The 20,694-nt window shown below is 38.5% G+C and carries 27 protein-coding genes; 12 read left to right on the plus strand and 15 right to left on the minus strand.

Annotation, left to right across the window (positions count from 1 at the left end):
* Positions 1-32 precede the first annotated feature (32 nt).
* Positions 33-542, plus strand: coding sequence for a DUF3016 domain-containing protein (locus tag H4J62_RS07500; RefSeq protein WP_182214638.1), 510 nt, complete (start codon positions 33-35; stop codon positions 540-542).
* A gap of 90 nt (positions 543-632) precedes the next feature.
* On the opposite strand, the gene H4J62_RS07505 is transcribed toward H4J62_RS07500, so the two are convergent.
* Positions 633-944, minus strand: coding sequence for a hypothetical protein (locus H4J62_RS07505; protein ID WP_070374891.1), 312 nt, complete (start codon positions 942-944; stop codon positions 633-635).
* Between the two features lie 38 nt (positions 945-982).
* Entirely contained in the window at positions 983-1,999 is a 1,017-nt protein-coding gene (gene epmB, locus H4J62_RS07510) for an EF-P beta-lysylation protein EpmB (RefSeq protein WP_182214808.1), read from the minus strand.
* Between the two features lie 56 nt (positions 2,000-2,055).
* Here epmB and efp point away from each other — a divergent pair, with 56 nt between their 5' ends.
* A complete protein-coding gene (efp, locus tag H4J62_RS07515) occupies positions 2,056-2,625 on the plus strand; it encodes an elongation factor P (RefSeq protein WP_070374890.1) in 570 nt (189 codons plus the stop codon).
* Between the two features lie 153 nt (positions 2,626-2,778).
* Here the strand turns inward: efp and yjgA are convergent, their stop codons facing one another.
* A complete protein-coding gene (gene yjgA / locus H4J62_RS07520) occupies positions 2,779-3,303 on the minus strand; it encodes a ribosome biogenesis factor YjgA (protein ID WP_182214636.1) in 525 nt (174 codons plus the stop codon).
* Between the two features lie 107 nt (positions 3,304-3,410).
* Between yjgA and pmbA the strand changes: the two genes are divergently transcribed.
* Positions 3,411-4,778: a metalloprotease PmbA gene (pmbA, locus tag H4J62_RS07525; RefSeq protein WP_404842431.1), complete on the plus strand. Its 1,368-nt coding sequence runs from the start codon at positions 3,411-3,413 to the stop codon at positions 4,776-4,778.
* Between the two features lie 103 nt (positions 4,779-4,881).
* Here the strand turns inward: pmbA and mgtE are convergent, their stop codons facing one another.
* The 12 genes from mgtE to H4J62_RS07585 all read right to left on the minus strand — a co-directional run bounded on the left by mgtE (position 4,882) and on the right by H4J62_RS07585 (position 14,288).
* A complete protein-coding gene (gene mgtE / locus H4J62_RS07530; protein ID WP_182214634.1) occupies positions 4,882-6,240 on the minus strand; it encodes a magnesium transporter in 1,359 nt (452 codons plus the stop codon).
* Positions 6,241-6,359: 119 nt separating this feature from the next.
* A complete protein-coding gene (locus tag H4J62_RS07535) occupies positions 6,360-6,635 on the minus strand; it encodes an HPr family phosphocarrier protein (RefSeq protein WP_182214633.1) in 276 nt (91 codons plus the stop codon).
* A gap of 13 nt (positions 6,636-6,648) precedes the next feature.
* Positions 6,649-7,503 carry an RNase adapter RapZ gene (rapZ, locus tag H4J62_RS07540; protein ID WP_182176378.1) on the minus strand — a complete coding sequence of 285 codons (855 nt, stop codon included), beginning with the start codon at positions 7,501-7,503 and terminating at the stop codon, positions 6,649-6,651.
* 31 nt (positions 7,504-7,534) lie between these two features.
* Complete coding sequence (gene ptsN / locus H4J62_RS07545) at positions 7,535-7,990, minus strand: PTS IIA-like nitrogen regulatory protein PtsN (RefSeq protein WP_182214631.1); 456 nt, start codon at positions 7,988-7,990, stop codon at positions 7,535-7,537.
* A 45-nt stretch (positions 7,991-8,035) separates the two neighbouring features.
* Complete coding sequence (hpf, locus tag H4J62_RS07550) at positions 8,036-8,323, minus strand: ribosome hibernation promoting factor (RefSeq protein WP_146798691.1); 288 nt, start codon at positions 8,321-8,323, stop codon at positions 8,036-8,038.
* A 23-nt stretch (positions 8,324-8,346) separates the two neighbouring features.
* Positions 8,347-9,855 (minus strand): RNA polymerase factor sigma-54, encoded by a 1,509-nt coding sequence (locus tag H4J62_RS07555; protein ID WP_182214629.1) that lies wholly within the window; start codon positions 9,853-9,855, stop codon positions 8,347-8,349.
* 79 nt (positions 9,856-9,934) lie between these two features.
* Entirely contained in the window at positions 9,935-10,666 is a 732-nt protein-coding gene (gene lptB, locus H4J62_RS07560) for an LPS export ABC transporter ATP-binding protein (protein WP_070374882.1), read from the minus strand.
* Positions 10,663-11,205 carry a lipopolysaccharide transport periplasmic protein LptA gene (gene lptA / locus H4J62_RS07565; RefSeq protein ID WP_070374881.1) on the minus strand — a complete coding sequence of 181 codons (543 nt, stop codon included), beginning with the start codon at positions 11,203-11,205 and terminating at the stop codon, positions 10,663-10,665. Before lptA ends, lptB begins: the two co-directional genes overlap by 4 nt.
* A complete protein-coding gene (gene lptC / locus H4J62_RS07570) occupies positions 11,186-11,752 on the minus strand; it encodes an LPS export ABC transporter periplasmic protein LptC (RefSeq protein ID WP_182214628.1) in 567 nt (188 codons plus the stop codon). The genes lptA and lptC overlap by 20 nt, the downstream gene beginning before the upstream one ends.
* Positions 11,749-12,294 carry a 3-deoxy-manno-octulosonate-8-phosphatase KdsC gene (gene kdsC, locus H4J62_RS07575; RefSeq protein WP_182214627.1) on the minus strand — a complete coding sequence of 182 codons (546 nt, stop codon included), beginning with the start codon at positions 12,292-12,294 and terminating at the stop codon, positions 11,749-11,751. Before kdsC ends, lptC begins: the two co-directional genes overlap by 4 nt.
* A gap of 1 nt (position 12,295) precedes the next feature.
* A complete protein-coding gene (locus H4J62_RS07580; RefSeq protein WP_182176371.1) occupies positions 12,296-13,261 on the minus strand; it encodes a KpsF/GutQ family sugar-phosphate isomerase in 966 nt (321 codons plus the stop codon).
* A 43-nt stretch (positions 13,262-13,304) separates the two neighbouring features.
* On the minus strand, positions 13,305-14,288 hold the full coding sequence (locus tag H4J62_RS07585) for a calcium/sodium antiporter (protein WP_182176370.1): 984 nt from the start codon (positions 14,286-14,288) through the stop codon (positions 13,305-13,307).
* Between the two features lie 316 nt (positions 14,289-14,604).
* On the opposite strand from H4J62_RS07585, the gene mlaF reads away from it, so the two are divergent.
* The 9 genes from mlaF (at position 14,605) to H4J62_RS07630 (ending at position 20,604) form a co-directional block, all read left to right on the plus strand.
* Positions 14,605-15,411: a phospholipid ABC transporter ATP-binding protein MlaF gene (gene mlaF, locus H4J62_RS07590; protein WP_182202505.1), complete on the plus strand. Its 807-nt coding sequence runs from the start codon at positions 14,605-14,607 to the stop codon at positions 15,409-15,411.
* On the plus strand, positions 15,411-16,187 hold the full coding sequence (mlaE, locus tag H4J62_RS07595; protein ID WP_220470070.1) for a lipid asymmetry maintenance ABC transporter permease subunit MlaE: 777 nt from the start codon (positions 15,411-15,413) through the stop codon (positions 16,185-16,187). Before mlaF ends, mlaE begins: the two co-directional genes overlap by 1 nt.
* 55 nt (positions 16,188-16,242) lie before the next feature.
* The gene (gene mlaD / locus H4J62_RS07600; RefSeq protein ID WP_070374874.1) at positions 16,243-16,710 is read left to right on the plus strand and encodes an outer membrane lipid asymmetry maintenance protein MlaD; all 468 of its coding nucleotides are present in this window, start codon (positions 16,243-16,245) and stop codon (positions 16,708-16,710) included.
* A 29-nt stretch (positions 16,711-16,739) separates the two neighbouring features.
* Positions 16,740-17,372: an ABC transporter substrate-binding protein gene (locus tag H4J62_RS07605; RefSeq protein WP_182214626.1), complete on the plus strand. Its 633-nt coding sequence runs from the start codon at positions 16,740-16,742 to the stop codon at positions 17,370-17,372.
* 37 nt (positions 17,373-17,409) lie between these two features.
* Positions 17,410-17,724, plus strand: a complete 315-nt coding sequence (locus H4J62_RS07610) for a lipid asymmetry maintenance protein MlaB (protein WP_182176367.1) — start codon at positions 17,410-17,412, stop codon at positions 17,722-17,724.
* A gap of 12 nt (positions 17,725-17,736) precedes the next feature.
* A complete protein-coding gene (locus H4J62_RS07615) occupies positions 17,737-17,994 on the plus strand; it encodes a BolA family protein (RefSeq protein ID WP_070374871.1) in 258 nt (85 codons plus the stop codon).
* Between the two features lie 28 nt (positions 17,995-18,022).
* On the plus strand, positions 18,023-19,285 hold the full coding sequence (gene murA / locus H4J62_RS07620) for a UDP-N-acetylglucosamine 1-carboxyvinyltransferase (RefSeq protein WP_182214625.1): 1,263 nt from the start codon (positions 18,023-18,025) through the stop codon (positions 19,283-19,285).
* Between the two features lie 277 nt (positions 19,286-19,562).
* Positions 19,563-20,012 carry an SMI1/KNR4 family protein gene (locus H4J62_RS07625; protein WP_182214624.1) on the plus strand — a complete coding sequence of 150 codons (450 nt, stop codon included), beginning with the start codon at positions 19,563-19,565 and terminating at the stop codon, positions 20,010-20,012.
* On the plus strand, positions 20,002-20,604 hold the full coding sequence (locus H4J62_RS07630) for a flavin reductase family protein (RefSeq protein ID WP_182214623.1): 603 nt from the start codon (positions 20,002-20,004) through the stop codon (positions 20,602-20,604). Before H4J62_RS07625 ends, H4J62_RS07630 begins: the two co-directional genes overlap by 11 nt.
* Positions 20,605-20,694 lie beyond the last annotated feature (90 nt).

Here is a 20,694-nt window from a genome sequence, read left to right on the forward strand (position 1 = left end):
GCATTAATAAACTTTATGGTTAAGGATATATGATGATTAAACCACTATTCACTTTATTGACTGCTTTAATACTAGGCAGTCTGATCTTAACGATTCCTACAGCACAAGCTGCTGAGGTGAACATCACTTGGACGGAGCCTGATAAATACCGAGATATTGATTCAGGAACGGAAGGTCGAAAACGCTTTCGAGAAAATATGTTTAACGAATTTGAAAAACATTTATCCAAACTTGCTAAAGCATTACCCGCATCTCAAATACTTAATATAGACGTAACAGACATTGATTTAGCGGGTGACGTTCTCGCCAGCGGTCTACATCAAATTAGAGTGATTAAAGACCTTTATTTTCCAAGAATAAAACTATCATTTACATTAATAAATGCTGAGAAAGTCATAATACTTAGCGACAATGTTAATTTAAAAGATATGAGTTTTATGATGGGTGGACGCTTAAAATATAGAAATAATGCGTTAGGCTATGAAAAAAAATTGCTTGATGATTGGTTTAAAGATGCTTTTGCAGACTATGTTGATAAATAAGCGTCACATTTTTAACGTTATATAAAGCAAAAGGCCATCTTTATAGTGCAATAAAGATGGCCTTTTTATTTTTACTTTTAAGCGGTACCGTTAATGGGTAACCGTTGCACTGTTTTCAAAGTTCGCTAAAACGGTAAAAAGCTTTTCTATTTTCTTTACCGTATCTATTAGCGTTTGTTGATCTGATGTTTTTTGCCAAAAAATTAAATCGTTCGCGACTTCTTCAACATAAGGCTGAAAAGTATTTGCCGAACATTTGAAACCAGCGTCTGCTTTAAATATTGCCTCAAAGCTTGCTTGCTTGTTTTTTCTTAAATCGGCTAAAGTCGCATCAGCGGCTAGCGATTTTTTTAAAATAATTGAAATATTATCAACGAGTTGCTTACTAACAGTTGCGCTCATAGTGTCTCTATATTGACGATTGTTTTGATATACCGCTATTATGCCAAATTGATGGGCGTTTTGTTAGCTTCTCCCGCAATTTCTCGTACTAATTTTGGCATTAAAAAGCCAGGTAATATCGCCATCATTTTTTGGACGATTATTTTTGCCTCTTCTTCACAAATATCAAAGTGAGCAACCCCTTGTACGGGATCAAACATATGTAAGTAATAAGGTTGAATACCACTATCAAATAAAGTTTCGCTGAGTTGACATAAGAGTTTGGCGTCATCGTTCACTCCTTTTAATAATACACTTTGATTGAACAAAGGAATTCTTGCCAAACGAAGTTTTTCGAGTGCTTGCTTTACTTCATCATCGATTTCATTAGGGTGATTAATATGTAAAACCATGGTTGCCTTTAATCGAGTTTCAGACAAAATGTTCACTAATGATGTTGTTATGCGCTGCGGGATAACAATGGGTAAACGCGTATGAATACGCAAGCGTGTCAAATGTTTAATCGGCTCAAGTTGTTCAATAAGCCACTGTAGGTGATCATCACTTGCCATTAAAGGATCGCCACCACTGAAAATCACTTCATTAATTTCAGGATGATCGGCAATATATTTTAGCGCCGGCTGCCAGCGAACTTTATTGGGACTGTTTTCATCATAAGGAAAGTGGCGACGAAAACAATAACGGCAATTAACTGCACAACCTGACTTTATAATCATCAAGACTCTGTGCTTATATTTATGCAATAAGCCTTCGGCAACAGTGTCGTGCTCTTCTAGTGGATCCATTGAATAGCCATCAGAGACAACAAACTCATCAGAGAGTGGCATAACCTGTTTAAGCAGCGGATCGTTAAAGTCGCCTTTTTTCATTCTTGTAATAAAAGGTCGGGGTACACGGACCGGAAATAACTTACGTGCTGAAAAGTGTTGCAGATAATCTTGGCTGTCAATTTCTAGCATATCTAAAAGCTTTTTCGGATCTGTAACGACATTACTTAACTCTTTTTGCCAAGAAATGTGCAATTGTTCGCTTATTTGGGGTATTATCTGCGGCATTTGTAATTTCAATTTAAATCTCTGCGTTATTTGTTTGAGTATAAGAGAACATTCATATGGCTAATTTTAGTACAAACCAATTTAAGGCTGGCCTTAAATTAATGATTGACGGCGAACCATGTAACATTTTAGAAAACGAATTAGTAAAACCAGGTAAAGGCCAAGCCTTTAGCCGCGTAAAAATTCGTAAACTTATTTCTAATAAAGTCTTAGAAAAAACCTTTAAATCAGGCGAGTCTTGCGAAGGCGCTGATGTAATGGAAACCGAGCTAGCTTACTTGTATGCTGACGGTGAATTCTGGCATTTTATGAATAATGATACCTTTGAGCAAATTGCCGCTGATGAAAAAGCAGTTGTAGATTGTATTAAATGGTTAAAAGAAGGCGATCTTTGTACCATTACTTTATGGAATGGTTCACCTATCACAGTAACAACCCCTAATTTTGTTGATCTAGATGTTACAGAAACAGATCCAGGATTAAAAGGTGATACTGCCGGTACGGGTGGAAAACCAGCAACTTTACATACCGGTGCGGTTATTCGTGTACCGCTATTTATTCAAATTGGTGAGACAGTTAAAGTGGATACGCGTACGGGTGAATACGTATCGCGTGCAAGTAAATAAGCACTTTTAACGATTATCTACTGTGCTATTTTCAATAAGCGTCTTAATAAGTAGCCAGTGCATTTGGGCTACTTAGCTTTATTGTCACTTAGCAATGAATAAAATTTAGTATTAAAAAAACCTGCTGATGCAGGTTTTTTTATAGATAAACGACTAGTTTATCTGTCTAGTATGAAGTTTTAGATAATCAAATAGCTCTTTGTAATACTTGCCAAGCTTTTCTGATTTTTTCTCTTTTGCCGCTTGTCGTACTAATTGACGTAGCTTTTGTCTTTCCATCGACTCATGCTCGTTCAGTAAAGCTTCAACAAAGTCATTACCCTCATCAATAGCGTCATCACGCATCTTTTCAAGCTTAACAAACTTAGCTGTTTCTTGTTGATGCTTATTTGCCATAACATCAAGAGCATGTTTAATTGGCTCTAAATCAGATTCTGATAATATTCTTGCCAAGTGGCGAACATGGCGACGTAATGCTTCATGTTTGTTTTTAATTTTATCAGCTAAAATTAAGGCGTCCTTAATCTCCTCAGTAAAAGGAATTTTACTGCGCTGATGCTTAGATAAATCAATAAGCGACTGTCCAAAGATTTGTAACTGGATCATTTCGCGCTTTACTTCTGATTTACTTTTTAATTCTTCATCTAATTCATCGATATCGTTAGCAGAGTCGGGCATAATATTCGTTATTAAAGTGATAATTATCGCTATTATACTCGTAAGTGCTTATGGTATACAGCGCATATTCTCCAATTTCCTGCATTTATAGAAGAAAACAATAAATTATGACTGAAACGATGAACGCTAAACAATCGATGAACGAACAATTAAGAGACGTTGAGCAACGTGTAGCACAAGTACTCGACTTAGCAAAATCGCTAGGAGCAGATGCAGCTGAAGCTTCTATAAGCCGCCAACAAGGGTTAAGTGTTGGTACGCGGTTTGGTGAAGTTGAAACGGTTGAGTTTACTAATGACGGTGCATTGGGTATTACTGTTTACCAGCAAGGTCGTAAAGGGAGTGCTTCAACCGCAGATTTATCAGAAGCGGCGTTAAAACAAACAGTACAAGCGGCGGTTAATATTGCAAAGTATACCTCTGTTGACGACTGTTCAGGATTAGCAGACAAGGACATGCTTGAAATGTCGCCTGCTGATTTAGACTTATATCACCCAAAAGTTTTAACAACAGACCAAGCTATTCAACTCGCCAAAGAATGTGAAGATAGTGCGCTAGCGTATGATCCTCGTATTACTAACTCAGATGGTGCATCACTTGATAGCTTTGAAGGCTATAAAGTGTATGGCAATAGCAATGGGCAGATTGTTGGCTATCCAAGCTCTCGCCATAGTTTAAGCTGCGTAATGATCGCCTCTGAAGGTGATGATATGCAAAGAGATTATGCTTACACCGTTAATCGTGATTTTGATTTAATGGATAATGGCATCGCTATTGGTGTGCAAGCATCAAAAGAAGCGCTTTCGAGATTAAATGCTCAAAAATTACCGACAGGAAAAGTGCCGGTGATGTTTCGTGCCGACATTGCTAATTCCATTTTTGGACATTTTATAGCGGCGATCAGCGGTGGTAATTTATACCGTAAATCATCTTTTTTAATGGACGCTATTGGCAAACAAGTTTTTCCTGACTTTTTAAATATCAGTGAACGCCCTCATATTTTAAAAGGGTTAGCGAGTAGTGCTTTCGACAGTGAAGGCATCAAAACGGTTGACCGTGAAATTATTGTCGATGGTTGTTTAGAGACCTATCTATTAACCAGTTATTCAGCACGTAAGCTAGGACTTAAATCTACTGGCCATGCCGGTGGTATTCATAATTGGCAAATTAATGCCAAAGGTTCTGCCAATGGCGGTGACTTTAATGCCATGTTGAAAAAACTCGGTACTGGCTTTCTTGTCACTGAATTAATGGGACAAGGCGTTAATGTAGTCAATGGTGATTATTCACGTGGCGCTGCCGGTTTCTGGGTTGAAAACGGTGAAATTGCTTACCCGGTATCAGAAGTTACCATTGCGGGTAATTTATCTGATATCTTTAAAGGCTTAGTTGCTGTCGGTAGTGATGTTGACTTACGAGGCAGTATTTTAACGGGTTCATTGTTAATTGAAGAGATGCAGGTTGGCGGCAATTAATCAAATCGTGTTATTTTAATAAGGTACATTTGATTATTAAAACCAACAGGCTAGTATTGAGATCTTGAAAAGGTATCAAGATCTCAATAAGCCAATATCTAGTTTAGGTTAGGAATAAAGTTGCAGTACCTAAGAAAGCGAATATTCCGACCACATCGGTAATCGTTGTTAATATCACACTACCAGCGAGAGCAGGGTCAATATTCATCCTTTTCAAAAACAGCGGGATAGCGACACCAGCGATACCAGCAGCGGTTAAATTCATTAACATTGCAAAGGCTATAACGCCACCAAGCATTAAATTTTGTTGCCAAATAGCCACAACACCAGCAATTAATACCGCCCAGATAACGCCATTAAGAAAACCAACAGCAAGTTCTTTCTGAATAAGTATTCTCGCATTTGAGTCGCCAACATGGCCTAGCGCAATGGCGCGAACAACCAGTGTTAAGGTTTGGTTACCGGCAACACCACCCATACTAGGCACTAAAGAATTTAAAATAGCTAAAATAGCCAGTTGGCTTAAAACACCTTCGAACATACTCGATACAGCAACGGCAAGTAGTGCGGTAATGAGATTAACGCCAAGCCAAATAGAGCGTTGTTGCGTGCTTTTTAAAACCGGAGCAAAGGTATCTGCCTCTCCATCTAAGCCCGCCATACTCATCATTGAATGTTCGGCATCCTCACGAATAATATCAATAACATCGTCTATCGTGATACGACCAAGCAAACGGCCTTCATCATCAATAACTGGTGCAGAGAACCAATCAAATTTTTCAAAGAGTTGCGCTACGTCACTATCAGACAAATGCACTTGAATTGCTTCAATATCTTTATCAATGAGTGTTGAGACGATAATTTCAGGTTTAGCGGTAATGATCGCCGCTAGAGAAACGGCGCCAATAAAGTGATTCTTACCATCGACCACATAAAAAGAATCGGTCGCTTCAGGTAAATCACCCCGTAAGCGCAAATAGCGCAATACCACATCAACCGTTACATCGGGACGAATTGTTATGGTATCGGTATTCATGATACCGCCAGCGGTATCTTCTTCAAATGATAACGCGGCTTCGACTCGACCTCGGTCTTGCGAGTCCATAGCACTTAATACTTCTTGATAAACACTATCGGGTAGAGTACGTAAAACTTCAGCTAAATCATCAACATCCATGCCTTCAGCAACGGCGGCTAATTTTTCAGGGCGGATAGTTTTTAAAATACCTTTTCGAACTTCCTCATTGAGTTCTTCAAGTACTTCACCGTGATTATCAGCGTCGATAAGTTGCCATAAAACGGCACGACTTTTCGGGTGAGATGACTCTAATATTAAAGCAATATCATAAGCTGGCATGTTCTGTAGTAATTTTCGAACGTGCACAAACATACCGCTACCAAGTGCTTTATTGACTTGTTGCAGGCGTTGATGATTTTGTTGTTGCTCTGATATTTCCGGCATAAAGTTTTCCTGTGCCGCAGTAATACGAAAATTATATTGTTTATATCTTAGTCAAGATGCGCTGGCTAAGGTGTTGTAATGAATGATAACGTAACTTTATTTTTTATTCAGTCTTTTTATCATTCGTCTTCATCAAATTTATCAGAAAATAACTGGCATACATCGTCAAGTGCTTGTTGAGCATCTTCTCCTTGGGTAATCACCTCTACGGTTTTTCCAAAGCCACCGGCCAGTAACATTAACCCCATAATACTACTGGCATCAGCTTCTTTGCCCTCTAAGCAAATAGTAACGTTAGCATTAAGCTTTTGGCTTAACTGGGCAAGTTTAGTGGCAGCACGTGCATGTAATCCCAGTTTATTGCTAATGGTTAATGATTTATTATATTTTGGCATACAGTGACCGTTATTAAGTGCTTTGTATTTTAATGTCGCGATGATGAGACTGAACATCTTCGCGTTCTTTTCTAAGATTGTTTGCTAATATTTCTGCAATATAAACCGATCGGTGTTTTCCACCCGTACAACCAATGGCGATAGTAATATAGCTGCGATTGTTTCTTTCTAAGTGGGGTAACCATGTCATCATAAAACTGTTAATTTGCCAGATAAATTTAGTGACAATCGGTTGGCTAGCAAGAAAGTCTCGCACGGGTTGATCTAAACCGGTAAAACCTTTTAAGTCTGTTTCCCAAAAAGGGTTAGGCAGAAAACGTGCATCAAAAACATAATCTGCGTCTTGTGGTACACCGTGTTTAAAGCCAAAAGATTCAAACACCACCACCATAGATGCCGAGGTTTTGCCCAAAATTCGCTCACGCACTAAATCAGATAATTGATGAGGTGATAACTGGCTGGTATTAATATACAAACCCGCACGCGTGGAAATAGGCTCAAGCAGCTTTTTCTCTAAAGAGATGGCTTGGTCGAGTGGGATATTTTGTTTAATCAAAGGATGTAAACGACGCGTTTCACTAAAACGTCGAATAAGATCAGAGTCATCAGCATCTAAATACAGAATATCGAGTTTTACTGTTTTTGGTAGATAATCTAATATTTCTGAAACGTCATTAGGATCATTGGGTAAGTTACGTACATCTAAACTAACCGCTACTTTGTCGTAATCATTAATAACGGTATGCGCTAATGCAGGCAATAAATTCACCGGAATATTATCGACACAGTAGTAGCCTAAATCTTCGAGTACACGTAAGGCGACACTTTTACCTGACCCTGAGCGACCACTGACTATCAAGAGTTTCATTTGAGTTTTCCTGGATTATTATTAGATTTTATTAACGTTTAGCATGCTTTATTAAAGTAAAAAGCTCTTGCGAATTTTGGCATTTTCTTACTTGCTTTGCGAACTGTTTAGTACTAAATATTTGCGCAATACTTTGTAAGGTATCTAAATGTTGTTGGCAGTTTTCTTCGGGGACAAATAACGCAATAATAATATCGACAGCACGGTTGTCTATCGCATCAAATTCAACGGCTTGTTCACTGGTCAGCAATACAGCAATAACTTGTGACGTGTTGGTTAATCGACCATGAGGAATCGCAATGCCATTTCCTATGCCGGTAGAGCCAACCTTTTCACGCGCCATTAAGCTTTCGAATAATTGATGAGTATCAATATTGTCGAATTTTTTTGCCGCAGTTGTGCTAATTATTTCAAGGAGTTTTTTTTTGCTTGTACCCTTAATCGCACACAGGGTGCAATCAAGGGTAAGGATATCTTGCAACTTCATTATACTACTTAGATTCTTTGGTGAGTGAACAGGCGATAAACAGCATTAATGCTGATTCGTTTTACCTTTGTACTTCAATATTTGCCGGTCAAGCTTAACAACAAGACTATCAATAGAGGCATACATGTCAGCATTTTCAGCTTTTGCATGTAAATCAGAGCCACTAACGTGAACAGTCGCTTCAGCAATTTGATTTGATTTTTCAACGGTGAGAACAACATGAACATTATTGATATGATCAAAATGTCGGCTTAATTTTGCCATCTTAGTCGTGACGTTTTCTCGTAAAGCTTCGGTAATGTCAACATGGTGGCCAGAAAGATTAATTTGCATAAGCTTAATTCCTCATCTTTTCGTTAAAGTAAACTTTTTCGTTGGTTAGAAGGTGGAATAGAAAGTGACTCTCGATATTTTGCTATGGTGCGTCGAGCTACATTTATCCCTTGATCGGCTAATAAATCAGCCATTTTACTATCACTAAGTGGTTTTGCTGGGATTTCGGCAGCAACAAATTTTTTGATTAATGCACGAATAGCTGTTGATGAGCATTCGCCACCGCTTTCGGTGCCAACATGGCTTGAGAAGAAAAACTTCAGTTCGAAAATTCCACGTGGCGTATGCATGTACTTTTGTGTCGTCACTCGTGAAATGGTTGATTCATGCATATCGACAGCTTCGGCAATATCATTTAAAACCATTGGACGCATGGCTTCATTACCATGTTCAAAAAAGCCAATTTGACGTTGCACAATACAGTTTGACACTTTTAATAAGGTATCATTACGGCTTTCTAAGCTTTTAATAAACCATTTAGCTTCTTGTAAATTTGAGCGAATAAATTGTGTGTCCGCTGTCGACTTCATCGAACGTGACATCGAAGCATATTGCTGATTCACCGAAAGTTTTGGCGCAGTATCAGGGTTTAATTCGACCACCCAACGGCCATTTTTCTTTTCAACAGACACATCAGGAATAACATACTGATCGTCACTCTTCATCACACTATCGCCGGGTCTAGGATCAAGTGATTGAATAAGACGCACCACTTCGCGCAGTTGCTCTTCTTTCAGTCGAGTTTTACGCATTAATGTACGATAGTCTCGGCTACCCAGCAGATTAATATGGTCACGCAAAACTAACTTACTTTCTGCTAACCAAGGTGTAGCGGGGTCAAATTGATTAAGTTGAATGATTAAACATTCTGAAATAGAACGAGCAGCGACACCGACAGGATCAAAGAGGTTAATACGTTTTAGTACCACCTCAATTTCATCAAGCTCTACTCCTTCAATGGCAACACTTTCTAAAATGTCTTCACTAGATACCGTTAAGTAACCGGCGTCATCAACAGCATCAATAATTGCTGTCGCTATAGCGCGGTCTGTTTCGGTAAAAGGGCTTAATTCCATTTGCCAGCGCAAATGATCTTGAATGGAGTCTTGAGTCTCGCCTTGGTAAGTATAATCTTCTGAAGCTGGGCCTGAGCTTGAACTTGCTGCACCGGCCGTGTAGTTATCATCCCAAGTGGTATCCATGTTTAATTCTTCAGGGATATCGTTCTTGTCCATGGCTTCAGTGGTGGTGATTTCATCAATGGTAGGCGTAGCGTCTTCGCTACCATCAGAAGCAGGGGCTTCTTTAACGTCACCATTACCGGCAGTGTGAGCTTCTTCAAGGTTGTCAGTACTTTTATCTTCGGGATTATTTGAAGACTCATCCATTTCTAATAATGGATTACTTTCTAAGGCTTCCTGAATTTCTTGTTGAAGCTCTAACGTAGACAGTTGCAGCAATTTGATTGCTTGCTGCAATTGTGGCGTCATGGTTAATTGTTGTCCTATGCGGAGTTGTAGAGTAGGGCGCATTTAGGTCATTAACTTCCTATTATTTTTAATGGGATATTTTCGTTTTTTTCATACGAAGATACTATTCATTTACTGACTACTATAGCGTGAATTGTTCACCAAGGTATACATCTCTTACGTGTTGATTTGCAAGAATTTGATCTGCAGTACCTTCTGCAATAAGTTCACCATGACTAACAATATACGCATGTTCACATACATCGAGAGTTTCACGTACATTGTGATCAGTGATCAACACACCAATGCCACGTTCTTTTAAGTGTAGAATAATTTTTTTAATATCACCTACTGAAATTGGGTCAACACCAGCAAAAGGTTCATCTAATAAAATAAATTTTGGTTCAGCAGCTAATGCGCGAGCAATTTCTACTCGGCGGCGTTCACCACCAGATAAGCTCATGCCTAAATTATCTTTGATATGACCTATGTTGAATTCTTCAACAAGATGTTCTAATTTTTCTTCGCGTTCAGCATCTGATAATTCTTTTCGTGTTTGTAAAATAGCCATAATATTGTCGTAAACACTGAGTTTTCGAAAAATAGAGGCTTCTTGTGGTAAATATCCGATGCCTTTTCTCGCACGCTCATGCATAGGCGCTAACGTCAGGTTTTCGTCATTTAAGATAATATCGCCACTATCACTTTCAACTAACCCCACAATCATATAAAAAGAAGTTGTTTTTCCGGCACCATTTGGGCCCAGTAAACCGACTATTTGTCCTGCTGAAACTTGCATACTGACATTTTTAACCACTTTTCTGCCTTTATAGGCTTTGGCAAGGCCTTTTGCCATTAGGGTGCTAGTGCTCATAAATTAATTTTTTCCTGAGTTTTCGCGTCTGTGGTTGTCGCTTTAATTTTTTCTTTCGGCTGAAAAATCGTTTTAGTGCGTTCGTTAGATTTACTTTCAGCATTAACATACTGAGTGGCAATATTGTAAGTAATTCTACTGCCACTAACCTCACTACCTTCTTGCTGTAATAACGCATTTCCTGAAATTATCACTAAATTATTTGCGGGCTCATATCTTATTTCGTCTGCTTGTAAGCTAAGAGGAGTGCCATCGGCTAAGGTTTGTTTAAAGGTTGCTGGCTTCCCTTTAGCGATATAGGTTTTTTCTTCACTGCCAGATTGAGTCAGCACTTGTACTAAATCAGCACGTATAACTAATGAACCTTGAGTGATCACCACGTTATCAATATAGCTGAATATTTTATTTTTAAGATCAACGGCTTGTCTTGAAGCGTTAATTTCAATCTTTTGTTTTATATCAAATTTTTCAGCGAAAGCTGACGAAAATAGCGGAGTTGATAACAATAAGCACAGTAGGCTATTTTTTAACAATTTCATAAATTGATTTCACATGTTTAGTTAGTGTCATTTGGTTGGTGTTTAAGTCGACAATTAAACCTTTACCATCGATGGTAAATCCTTTACCGATAATTTTAATTTCTTGTTCTGAACTTATGATGTTAGTTTTTAGATCAAGTTCAAAGTATTTTCCTTGAACTTCTTGTAATAAGCTATCGGGATCTGTTGCTAACAGGCGGACATGCTTTGCTAATTTTACCCGGTTGTTATTGTATAATATGCCTTCATTGGCAGATATTTTCCATGCGGGCGCATCATTTTTTGGATGAAGTGTGTATTGAGGAAACTCAAAGTTGGTAATACTTAACTCAGGGTAATGTTCCATACGATGGGCATCAACAACATAAGCTAAGCTTCCTTGATGTTTATAAACATTACTGTGTAAATTTTCGGCAATAAAATCAGGGGTCAGCGTCTTATCAATCGCTTGTAATTGTGGTGCTGAGGAATTTCTCCATTCAATTATACCGTAAACGCCTCCCGCAATTAGAAAAAACAACAAGGTTAAACTATAAAGTCGATTCATATACTCGCACCCGAAGCATTTGCTAAGGTGTTTTGGCTAAGCATGATTAAATCGCATATTTCTCGAACAGCACCAAAACCGCCATGGTTAAAAGTGGTGTAATTTGCGATAGATAAAATACTTGGGTGGGCATCTTTAACAGCAATACCCAAGCCTACAGCGTTGATACACTCATAATCAGGCATATCATCACCAATATAAGCAATTTCCTCGAGGGATAGCTTTAATTGCTTAGCCATCGTTTTCAAGGCGGGTAATTTATTTTCTTCACCTTGCACTATATATTTAACATTTAAGGCTGACATACGTGTTGCGACAATATTTGATGTTCTCCCGGTGATCACCGCTACATCGACACCGCTGGCGCCTAATGCTTTTATGCCGTAGCCATCTTTAGTGTGAAAAGCTTTTAATTCTTCACCATCGTTACCCAAATAAATACGGCCATCAGAAAAAACGCCATCAATATCACATATCAGCAGCTTTATTTTTTTCATGGTATTGAATGCTGTGTCAGTAATTTCGCCATAGAGTGTTTGCATATTAGATAAGACCTGATTTTAGTAAGTCGTGCATATTCATTGCGCCAATAGGTATATTATTGTCATTAACAATAATTAAACCATTAATTTTTTTGTCTTCCATGATTTTTAAGCCTTCGGCGGCTAGCATATCTTGATGAGCCACAGTGGGATTTTTTGTCATCACTGATGCAATAGTATCAAGATGTATATCAATACGTTCATCAAGAATACGACGTAAATCTCCGTCAGTGAATAAGCCTTGTAATTGACCACTCTCGTCGACTACCGCCGTCATCCCCAAACCTTTTAATGATACTTCAACCAACGCATCCTTAATTTTAGCATTAGCATTTACAGTTGGTAAGCGCTCACCACTATGCATTATATCGCTAAGACGTAGTAATAGGCGTTTTCCTAAACTACCACCGGGATGAGAGAGTGCGAAGTCGTCAGCGGTAAAGCCGCGAGCATTTAATAAGGCAACAGCGAGTGCATCACCCATTACTAGGGTTGCTGTGGTACTTGATGTTGGCGCTAATCCTAGTGGACAAGCCTCTTGTGAAACAGCAACACAGACATGGGTATCGCCTAGTTTTGCTAAGGTTGAGGCTGGATTCCCCGTCATCGCAATAAGTTTAGCGCCAATACGTTTTATGACTGGCACTATTGCTAACACTTCACTGGTTTCGCCCGAGTGCGAAATAGTTAACACGACGTCATCACCGGTTATCATACCTAAATCACCGTGACTTGCTTCACCAGGGTGAACAAAAAAAGAAGGTGTGCCGGTGCTCGCCAGCGTTGCAGCAATCTTGCCACCGATATGGCCTGACTTGCCCATGCCAGCAATAATAACCCTACCTTTACAGTTAAACATTAACTGACAGGCATATTCAAAGTTCTCATCAATGTACTGGGCTAACTCTGCAATAGCCTGTTGTTCTATGTGAATAACGTCTAACGCTAGTTGTTTGAAATCGTTCATTATTAGCCCGTTTTTATTTTGTAAATTGCTATTATAGTGTTTGTTATTGCTTTATTTGACTAAAAAGTAGCGCTTGATAAGCGATAAAAGCGCCTATTAATAACAAACCTTTTAAGCGGCCAATGCAAAACTTTCCGGCACGACGAGTAAAACACAGTATAAATAATAATACGGTAACGCCAAGCATGTAAGGAGCGTCACGTGCTGCGGCATCTGAATCTACTTCGCCCGGTGCAATTAAGCCAGCGAGCGAGAGTACGGCCAAAATATTAAAGATATTAGAGCCAATAATACTCCCTAGCGCTAAATCATCTTCTTTCTTGATAATACTCATAATACTTGCAGCAAGTTCTGGCAAGCTTGTGCCAACGGCAATAACGGTCAAACCAATCACTAAGTCACTTATGCCAAATGCTTTAGCAATAAAAACGGATGAATCGACCAGGTAGCTAGCACTCATAGGTAAGAAAATAATACCAACGACTAGCCAAAGTAAAGATTTAGGTTTGCTAACCGCGTCAGGCACTTCTTGTTCAGCTTCAATGATCAATGGATCATCAATTGGCCGAGTTTTAGAGGCTCTTATGGTGATAAAAAGTAACGCAAATATATAAACAAAAAAGCCGATCATCAGTGATAAGCCTTCGTTAAAGCCAAAGTAATCGTCAGAAAGCATCCAATAGGCTAGGGCGGTAACAATTAAAATTAATGGAATTTCTCGTCTTACCGTTGATGAGGATACGTTTAAAGGTTGAAATAATGCTGTTATACCGAGTACCAAAGCAATGTTAGTAATGTTTGAACCGATTGCGTTACCGATAGCTGTATTATTGTTACCGTCTAAAGATGCTGTCGCTGCAATCATCATTTCTGGAGCAGATGAACCCATGGCAACAATAGTTAAACCAATAATCATCGGTGAGATACCAAAATTTCTTGCTAATGATGAGGCACCAAAAACAAATTTATCAGCACTCCATACCAGAGTAACAAGTGAAACAAGTAAAATTAGAATCTGTAATAACATTAAGGGCTCCTATATTAAGAGCGTAAATTGTCGCTGGTTGCGAAGCAAAAACAAAGAGAAATAATCAGATCTTGGTAAAAAAGTGCCCAAAAGGCGGTTTTTTTACATGCCATTGTTAAAAAATAGCCAAAGTAAAAATTTCATTAAAGCAAAAATATATCTTCTGAGAGTAAAATCTTACACTTTATTACGTTTTTACACGCTTTCTTACGATTTTTATTTACATTTTTAACGCAATTTTAATGACGTTTTTTGATTGCTCAGGTAAAATTCACCTGACTTTAATAATAACAACCAGTGACGTTATATAAATCTTATGCCTGAAAACTTGGTCGATATCCAGAACCTTACGTTTAAACGTGATGAACGAGTGATCTATGATGATATTAGTTTGTCGATCCCTAAAGGAAAAGTTACCGCGATAATGGGGCCAAGTGGTATTGGTAAAACCACCTTATTACGTTTAATTGGCGGTCAACTCAGACCCAATTCAGGTAAAATACTTTTTGACGGACAAAATATTCCAACATTATCACGCAGTGCACTTTATGAAGCGCGTAAACGTATGAGCATGTTGTTTCAAAGTGGCGCGTTATTTACCGATATGAGTGTTTACGACAATATTGCTTTTCCGATGCGCGAACACAGTACCCTGTCAGAATCGTTAATTGAAAAAATGGTATTAATGAAACTTGAGGTCGTTGGTTTACGCGGTGCACGAAATTTAGCACCTGGCGAACTTTCTGGTGGCATGGCACGAAGAGTTGCCCTTGCCCGCGCTATCGCTTTAGATCCTGAACTTATTTTGTATGATGAGCCTTTTGCGGGGCAAGACCCTATTTCAATGGGTGTTATTGTTCGCTTAATAAAAGATTTAAATGAAGCATTAGGTTTAACCTCAGTTGTGGTCTCACATGACGTTACAGAAGTAATGAGTATTGCCGATTACATTTATATTATTGCTGAAAAGAAAATTATTGGTCATGGCACACCGTCAGAGATAAGTAAGCAAACATCACCACTGGTGCAACAATTTATTCAAGGTGAAGCTGATGGTCCCGTACCATTTCATTTTCCTAGCGCCCCTTATCAAGATGAATTAATGGGTAAGGAGCCTAAATAATGAATAGTTTACAAAGTTTAGGTCATAACATTATTACCACGATTACGGGATTAGGGCGAGCAATAGTTTTATTACTTTCTGCATTGCTTCATGTGCCGAATGTACGTAAAGGCTTTCCTCTATTGGTGCAGCAGTTATATTCTGTTGGCGTACTTTCACTGATGATAGTGGTGGTATCCGGTTTATTTATAGGCATGGTTATCTCTTTACAAGGCTATACTATTTTAGTGGGTTATGGTGCTGAAGGCAGTTTAGGACCTATGGTCGCACTATCTTTACTCCGTGAATTAGGCCCTGTTGTTGCAGCACTATTATTTGCAGGACGTGCAGGCTCGGCATTAACCGCCGAAATTGGTTTAATGAAAGCAACAGAACAATTATCAAGTTTAGAGATGATGGCAATTGATCCGTTACGTCGTGTGATTGCACCAAGATTCTGGGCAGGGTTTATTAGTTTACCTTTGCTAGCCGCTATTTTTTCTGCCGTAGGGATATTAGGTGGTCATCTCGTCGGTGTTGAATGGTTGGGCGTAGACAGTGGTACATTCTGGTCAGTGATGCAGGCTCAAGTTGATTTTCAAAAAGATATTCTTAATGGGGTGATAAAATCGGTTGTTTTTGCTTTTGTTGTCACTTGGATAGCTGTTTATAAAGGTTACGATTGTGTACCAACATCAGAAGGTATTAGTCGAGCGACAACTTCAACAGTTGTACAATCATCATTATTGGTTTTAGGGTTAGATTTTGTATTAACAGCATTAATGTTTGCGAGTTAATGTTTGCTGTTAGTTAATTTTTATAATAATTTTTATTTTAGGTTTGGTGGAAGACATGGTGTCGAAAAAAATTGAGTTAATGGTAGGTTTATTTGCAGCAATAGGTATTGCTGCGTTGCTTATGCTTGCGCTGAAAGTTGCTGATAGCGGTATTTCCGGTAATAGTGAGACATATCAACTTTATGCTAAGTTTGATAACATTGGCGGTCTAAAAGTTCGTTCAGCGATAAAAGTGGGTGGTGTTGTTGTCGGTCGTGTTAGTCATATTACCATCGATGCAAAAGATTATACGCCGGTAGTCACTTTAGATATTTATACACAGTATATTAATTTTTCAGAAGCAACGTCGGTCTCTATTTTAACCGCAGGTTTGTTGGGTGAGCAATATGTTGGCTTACGACCTGGCTTTGTTGATGAATCGGTAGGCACGCTAGTTCCAGGTGACTTTATTGAAGATACTAAACCCGCATTAGTATTAGAAGAATTAATAGGACAATTTTTATTTAGTCAAGGAAGTGACTAGCAGGTTTACCAATGGAGAGTAGTAATATAATGAAAAAATTATTTACAGTAATAATCGCTTTAGCATTAATGGTGAGTATTAGTGCAACAGCAAAAGCGGTTGACAGTAAAAATCCGTACGCGATGATCGAAACGGTAGCGAAAGTAACGTTTAAACGTTTTTCTGACGAACAACCAGAGATTCGTAAGAACCCTGAAATATTGAAAGATATCGTTCGTGAAGAGTTGATGCCTTACATTAATTACCGATATGCAGCATTGAAAGTTATCGGTTTTAAAAACTTTGAACAAACAACTTCGCAAAGCAGAGCTGATTTCGTTGATGTTTTTAGAGAGTATTTAGTTACCTCATATGCACAAGTCTTTACCTTGTATAAGCAACAAGAAGTTGAATTTGAACCAGAAAGAGACTTTGATGACGCTAAGGTTGTTGCTGTTAGAACCTCGGTTTTAGACCCAGGTAGACCACCTATTGATATTTCATTTCGTGTTAGAAGAAATACCACAACCAATGAATGGAAAGCTTACGATATGGTCGCCGAAGGTGTTAGTTTGCTTGATAGTAAAGAAGCAGAGCTTAGCGGCTTAATACGTCAAAAAGGTTTGCCATACGTTACTGAAATGTTAAAAGAAAAAAGCGATCAAAAAATCGTTTTTAAGTAGCGTTAATAGGCTATTTCTGTGAAGATTAGGAATTGAAGTGAAGAAAATTAGTTTTATTGAAAAAGATTCCCGAGTAGTTTTTAGTGGTGAATTAACCTTATTAACTATTGATAATTCATTTGAAAAAAAATCAAAAGCTTTGATTAAATCAGGGGTGTTAATCTTTGATTTGTCAAATGTTTCAAAAGTCGATACGGCTTGTTTAGCTTGGCTACTTGCCATGCTAGAATTAAGTAATAAGACTGACTGCCAATTAACTTTTGATAATTTACCAAAAGATTTAATTAAATTAGCTCAGTTAAGTTGTGTTGATATGTTCTTACCAAAAACTGATAGTACGCTTAATCAGTAACCGGAGATAAATGTGGAAGTTTCAGATATAGAAAAATTACTTAATGATGCCCTTGAACTTGATGAGTTACATGTTGCATTTGATGGATCACAATGCAAAGTGATTGCGGTTGCAGACTTTCTTGGTGAATTAAGCCGTGTAAAGAAGCAACAAGCAATATATGCACCTTTAGCAGAGACTATAAAAGCGGGTGCAATTCATGCGGTATCGATTAAAACTTTCACAACGTCAGTTTGGCAGCGTGAAAAAATGTTTAATCTTCCGCTTTAATTTTTCATAACCAAATAAGAATATTCTATTGGATGCATTTAAAATAACAGGTGGTACGGCCCTAAAGGGTGAAGTAACCATCTCGGGCGCAAAAAACGCCGCTTTACCGATATTAATGTCAGCACTTCTCTCTAAGACACCTATTACATTTAGTAACGTTCCTAAGTTAAATGATATTGAAACGACGATTAAATTGCTAAGTCAATTAGGTGCTAAAGCTCATTGGTCTGGTGACAATGAATTAGTTATCGATGCAAGTACCATAGATCATTGCCGTGCATCGTACGAGTTAGTTAAAACTATGCGCGCATCTATATTAGTTTTAGGTCCGTTATTGGCGCGTTTTGGTCATGCTGAAGTTTCTTTGCCCGGCGGTTGTGCTATTGGCGCAAGACCAGTGAATTTACATATTCACGGTTTAAAGTTAATGGGCGCAGACATAGACGTTGAAAATGGTTATATCATCGCTCGCAATAATGGGCGTTTAAAAGGTGCGACCATTTTTATGGATACGGTAAGTGTTACCGGCACTGAAAACTTGATGATGGCTGCAGCATTAGCTGACGGTATTACCACGATCGAAAATGCTGCCCGCGAACCAGAAATTGTTGATTTAGCTAAGTGCTTAAACGCTATGGGCGCTAAAATTTCTGGCGCAGGTACAGATACACTGAGCATAGAGGGTGTTGCCGAGTTATCAGGCACACAGTATCGTGTTATGCCAGATCGTATTGAAACAGGCACTTTTTTAGTGGCTGCTGCGGTTACTCAAGGCAAGGTTAAGTGTTTAAATACAGATCCTAAAGCTTTAGAAGCGGTTTTAAGTAAGTTACAAGAAGCTGGCGCAGAAATTACCTCCGGTGATGATTGGATCGAGCTAACGATGAATCAGCGACCAAAGGCGGTTAATATTCGCACTGCTCCTCATCCTGCTTTTCCTACGGATATGCAAGCACAGTTCGTGACAATGAACGTAATTGCAAAAGGTATGGCAACGACAACAGAAACTATTTTTGAAAATCGTTTTATGCATGTTCCTGAACTACAACGCATGGGCGCTGATATTAGTCTCGAAGGCAATACCGCTATTTCTTGTGGTGTTGAATCACTAAACGGTGCGCAAGTAATGGCAACAGACTTACGTGCATCAGCAAGTTTAGTGATTGCTGGCTTAGTGGCGACCTCAGAAACACAAGTTGACCGTATTTATCATATTGACCGCGGTTACCAAAATATTGAAGATAAACTACAAGCACTTGGTGCGAATATTACGCGCATTAAAGCGAGTTAGTCTGAAATTAAGATAAAAGATACGATTGATTAAAGCACCTTTTTAGGTGCTTTTTTTATCGCTCAATATAATGAATGGCTTAGCTGCATATTATCAGTGTTGTTATTTCGCTGAAATAACCAGATAAGTAAACTCGTTACGCTATTAATTAGCAATACCCTATTCTCTTAAACTGCTAGAATGCGACGTTATAGGTAAGCTTGAACAAAGCACGATAAATTGGCAAGTTATAAAGTGTTCAATACAAATAACACAGTAACAGAATGAGAGTATCCAGATGAATAGCATTGATCTTTTTGTAAAAAATTGGGGCAGTAAAAGCGCCATGGTACCGATAGCCAGTGAGGATATAACCGAGCTAGAATTAAAATTATCTGCTTACTTGCCTGATGCATATAAATATTTGATTTCGACTTACGGTTTGGTACACACGCCAAATGTATTAACTAAAATCTGTGATTTAGGTGTCGATATTACCGAAGTACAAGATTTTTTAAGCCTTGATGATGTTTTTTCGCTCTCAAAGTTATATGAAATGACCGGTATGCCAAAAGGCCATATCTTGTTTGCATCTGATTGTAAGGGCAGTATGTTTTGCTTCAAACTTAGTGATTGTGTGCACAGACAAGCAGACAGTGCAGTATGGTTCTATGATCACACGGCGGTAACGGTTAATCAGGTCGCTAATTCTTTTACAGAATGGCTGGAGGCGTTTAATGAACTTTGATATTACAGAACTTGGCGTTCAGGAAAAATATCGCCTACTCAATGGTGGTGTTACACCAAGACCAATCGCTTGGATCAGTACACGTTCTAAAGACGGTGTTGACAATCTTGCTCCTTACTCTTTTTTTACGGTGGCCAGTTGTAATCCTCCGGTACTTCTCTATACGCAGGTAACGCAGCGCAGTGGTCTTGATAAAGACACCTTACAAAACTTAAGAGAAACGGGTGAATGTGTTATTAATATTGTTAATAGCTCATTATTGGCCCAAATGAACAAAACGAGTGCCAGTATTAGTCTCGATGAAAGTGAGTTTGACTTTGCCGGGGTTGATAAAATAGGTAGCTGTAGCGTGGCACCATTTTCGGTTAAAGCGTCGCCAATTCGTTATGAATGCACATTAAGAGAACTTATTACTCTCGGTGATTTACCTGCTGGAGGAACGCTTGTGCTTTTAGATGTAAAGTCTATTTATGTTCGTGATGACCTATACAACGAAGCAGGCATAAACCAAGTGTTAATTGATTCTGTTGGTAAAATGGGCGGAGATGGTTATAGTCTCACTTCAGAATATCTAGCCCTTGATCGTCCATAAATTTATAATAAAAGTTTGTTTAAATGGTTAACCGTGACGAACTAAAAATATCAAATATCAAATATCAAATATCAAATATCAAATATCAAA

Source organism: Colwellia sp. BRX8-5 (genome assembly GCF_014077325.1).
Lineage (GTDB): Bacteria > Pseudomonadota > Gammaproteobacteria > Enterobacterales > Alteromonadaceae > Colwellia_A.

What these genes read in the sequence shown, in the direction of transcription:
- H4J62_RS07585 (WP_182176370.1), bottom strand. Translation starts at nt 14,288, where the DNA reads ATGTTATTACAGATTCTAATTTTACTTGTTTCACTTGTTACTCTGGTA.
- pmbA (WP_404842431.1), top strand. Translation starts at nt 3,411, where the DNA reads ATGACTGAAACGATGAACGCTAAACAATCGATGAACGAACAATTAAGA.
- mlaD (WP_070374874.1), top strand. Translation starts at nt 16,243, where the DNA reads ATGGTGTCGAAAAAAATTGAGTTAATGGTAGGTTTATTTGCAGCAATA.
- kdsC (WP_182214627.1), bottom strand. Translation starts at nt 12,294, where the DNA reads ATGCAAACACTCTATGGCGAAATTACTGACACAGCATTCAATACCATG.
- efp (WP_070374890.1), top strand. Translation starts at nt 2,056, where the DNA reads ATGGCTAATTTTAGTACAAACCAATTTAAGGCTGGCCTTAAATTAATG.
- yjgA (WP_182214636.1), bottom strand. Translation starts at nt 3,303, where the DNA reads ATGCCCGACTCTGCTAACGATATCGATGAATTAGATGAAGAATTAAAA.
- mlaE (WP_220470070.1), top strand. Translation starts at nt 15,411, where the DNA reads ATGAATAGTTTACAAAGTTTAGGTCATAACATTATTACCACGATTACG.
- H4J62_RS07555 (WP_182214629.1), bottom strand. Translation starts at nt 9,855, where the DNA reads ATGCGCCCTACTCTACAACTCCGCATAGGACAACAATTAACCATGACG.
- ptsN (WP_182214631.1), bottom strand. Translation starts at nt 7,990, where the DNA reads ATGAAGTTGCAAGATATCCTTACCCTTGATTGCACCCTGTGTGCGATT.
- H4J62_RS07625 (WP_182214624.1), top strand. Translation starts at nt 19,563, where the DNA reads ATGAATAGCATTGATCTTTTTGTAAAAAATTGGGGCAGTAAAAGCGCC.
- lptC (WP_182214628.1), bottom strand. Translation starts at nt 11,752, where the DNA reads ATGAATCGACTTTATAGTTTAACCTTGTTGTTTTTTCTAATTGCGGGA.
- mlaF (WP_182202505.1), top strand. Translation starts at nt 14,605, where the DNA reads ATGCCTGAAAACTTGGTCGATATCCAGAACCTTACGTTTAAACGTGAT.
- H4J62_RS07630 (WP_182214623.1), top strand. Translation starts at nt 20,002, where the DNA reads ATGAACTTTGATATTACAGAACTTGGCGTTCAGGAAAAATATCGCCTA.
- H4J62_RS07580 (WP_182176371.1), bottom strand. Translation starts at nt 13,261, where the DNA reads ATGAACGATTTCAAACAACTAGCGTTAGACGTTATTCACATAGAACAA.
- mgtE (WP_182214634.1), bottom strand. Translation starts at nt 6,240, where the DNA reads ATGCCGGAAATATCAGAGCAACAACAAAATCATCAACGCCTGCAACAA.
- lptA (WP_070374881.1), bottom strand. Translation starts at nt 11,205, where the DNA reads ATGAAATTGTTAAAAAATAGCCTACTGTGCTTATTGTTATCAACTCCG.
- epmB (WP_182214808.1), bottom strand. Translation starts at nt 1,999, where the DNA reads ATGCCGCAGATAATACCCCAAATAAGCGAACAATTGCACATTTCTTGG.
- H4J62_RS07535 (WP_182214633.1), bottom strand. Translation starts at nt 6,635, where the DNA reads ATGCCAAAATATAATAAATCATTAACCATTAGCAATAAACTGGGATTA.
- H4J62_RS07605 (WP_182214626.1), top strand. Translation starts at nt 16,740, where the DNA reads ATGAAAAAATTATTTACAGTAATAATCGCTTTAGCATTAATGGTGAGT.
- H4J62_RS07500 (WP_182214638.1), top strand. Translation starts at nt 33, where the DNA reads ATGATTAAACCACTATTCACTTTATTGACTGCTTTAATACTAGGCAGT.
- hpf (WP_146798691.1), bottom strand. Translation starts at nt 8,323, where the DNA reads ATGCAAATTAATCTTTCTGGCCACCATGTTGACATTACCGAAGCTTTA.
- H4J62_RS07505 (WP_070374891.1), bottom strand. Translation starts at nt 944, where the DNA reads ATGAGCGCAACTGTTAGTAAGCAACTCGTTGATAATATTTCAATTATT.
- lptB (WP_070374882.1), bottom strand. Translation starts at nt 10,666, where the DNA reads ATGAGCACTAGCACCCTAATGGCAAAAGGCCTTGCCAAAGCCTATAAA.
- rapZ (WP_182176378.1), bottom strand. Translation starts at nt 7,503, where the DNA reads ATGAAACTCTTGATAGTCAGTGGTCGCTCAGGGTCAGGTAAAAGTGTC.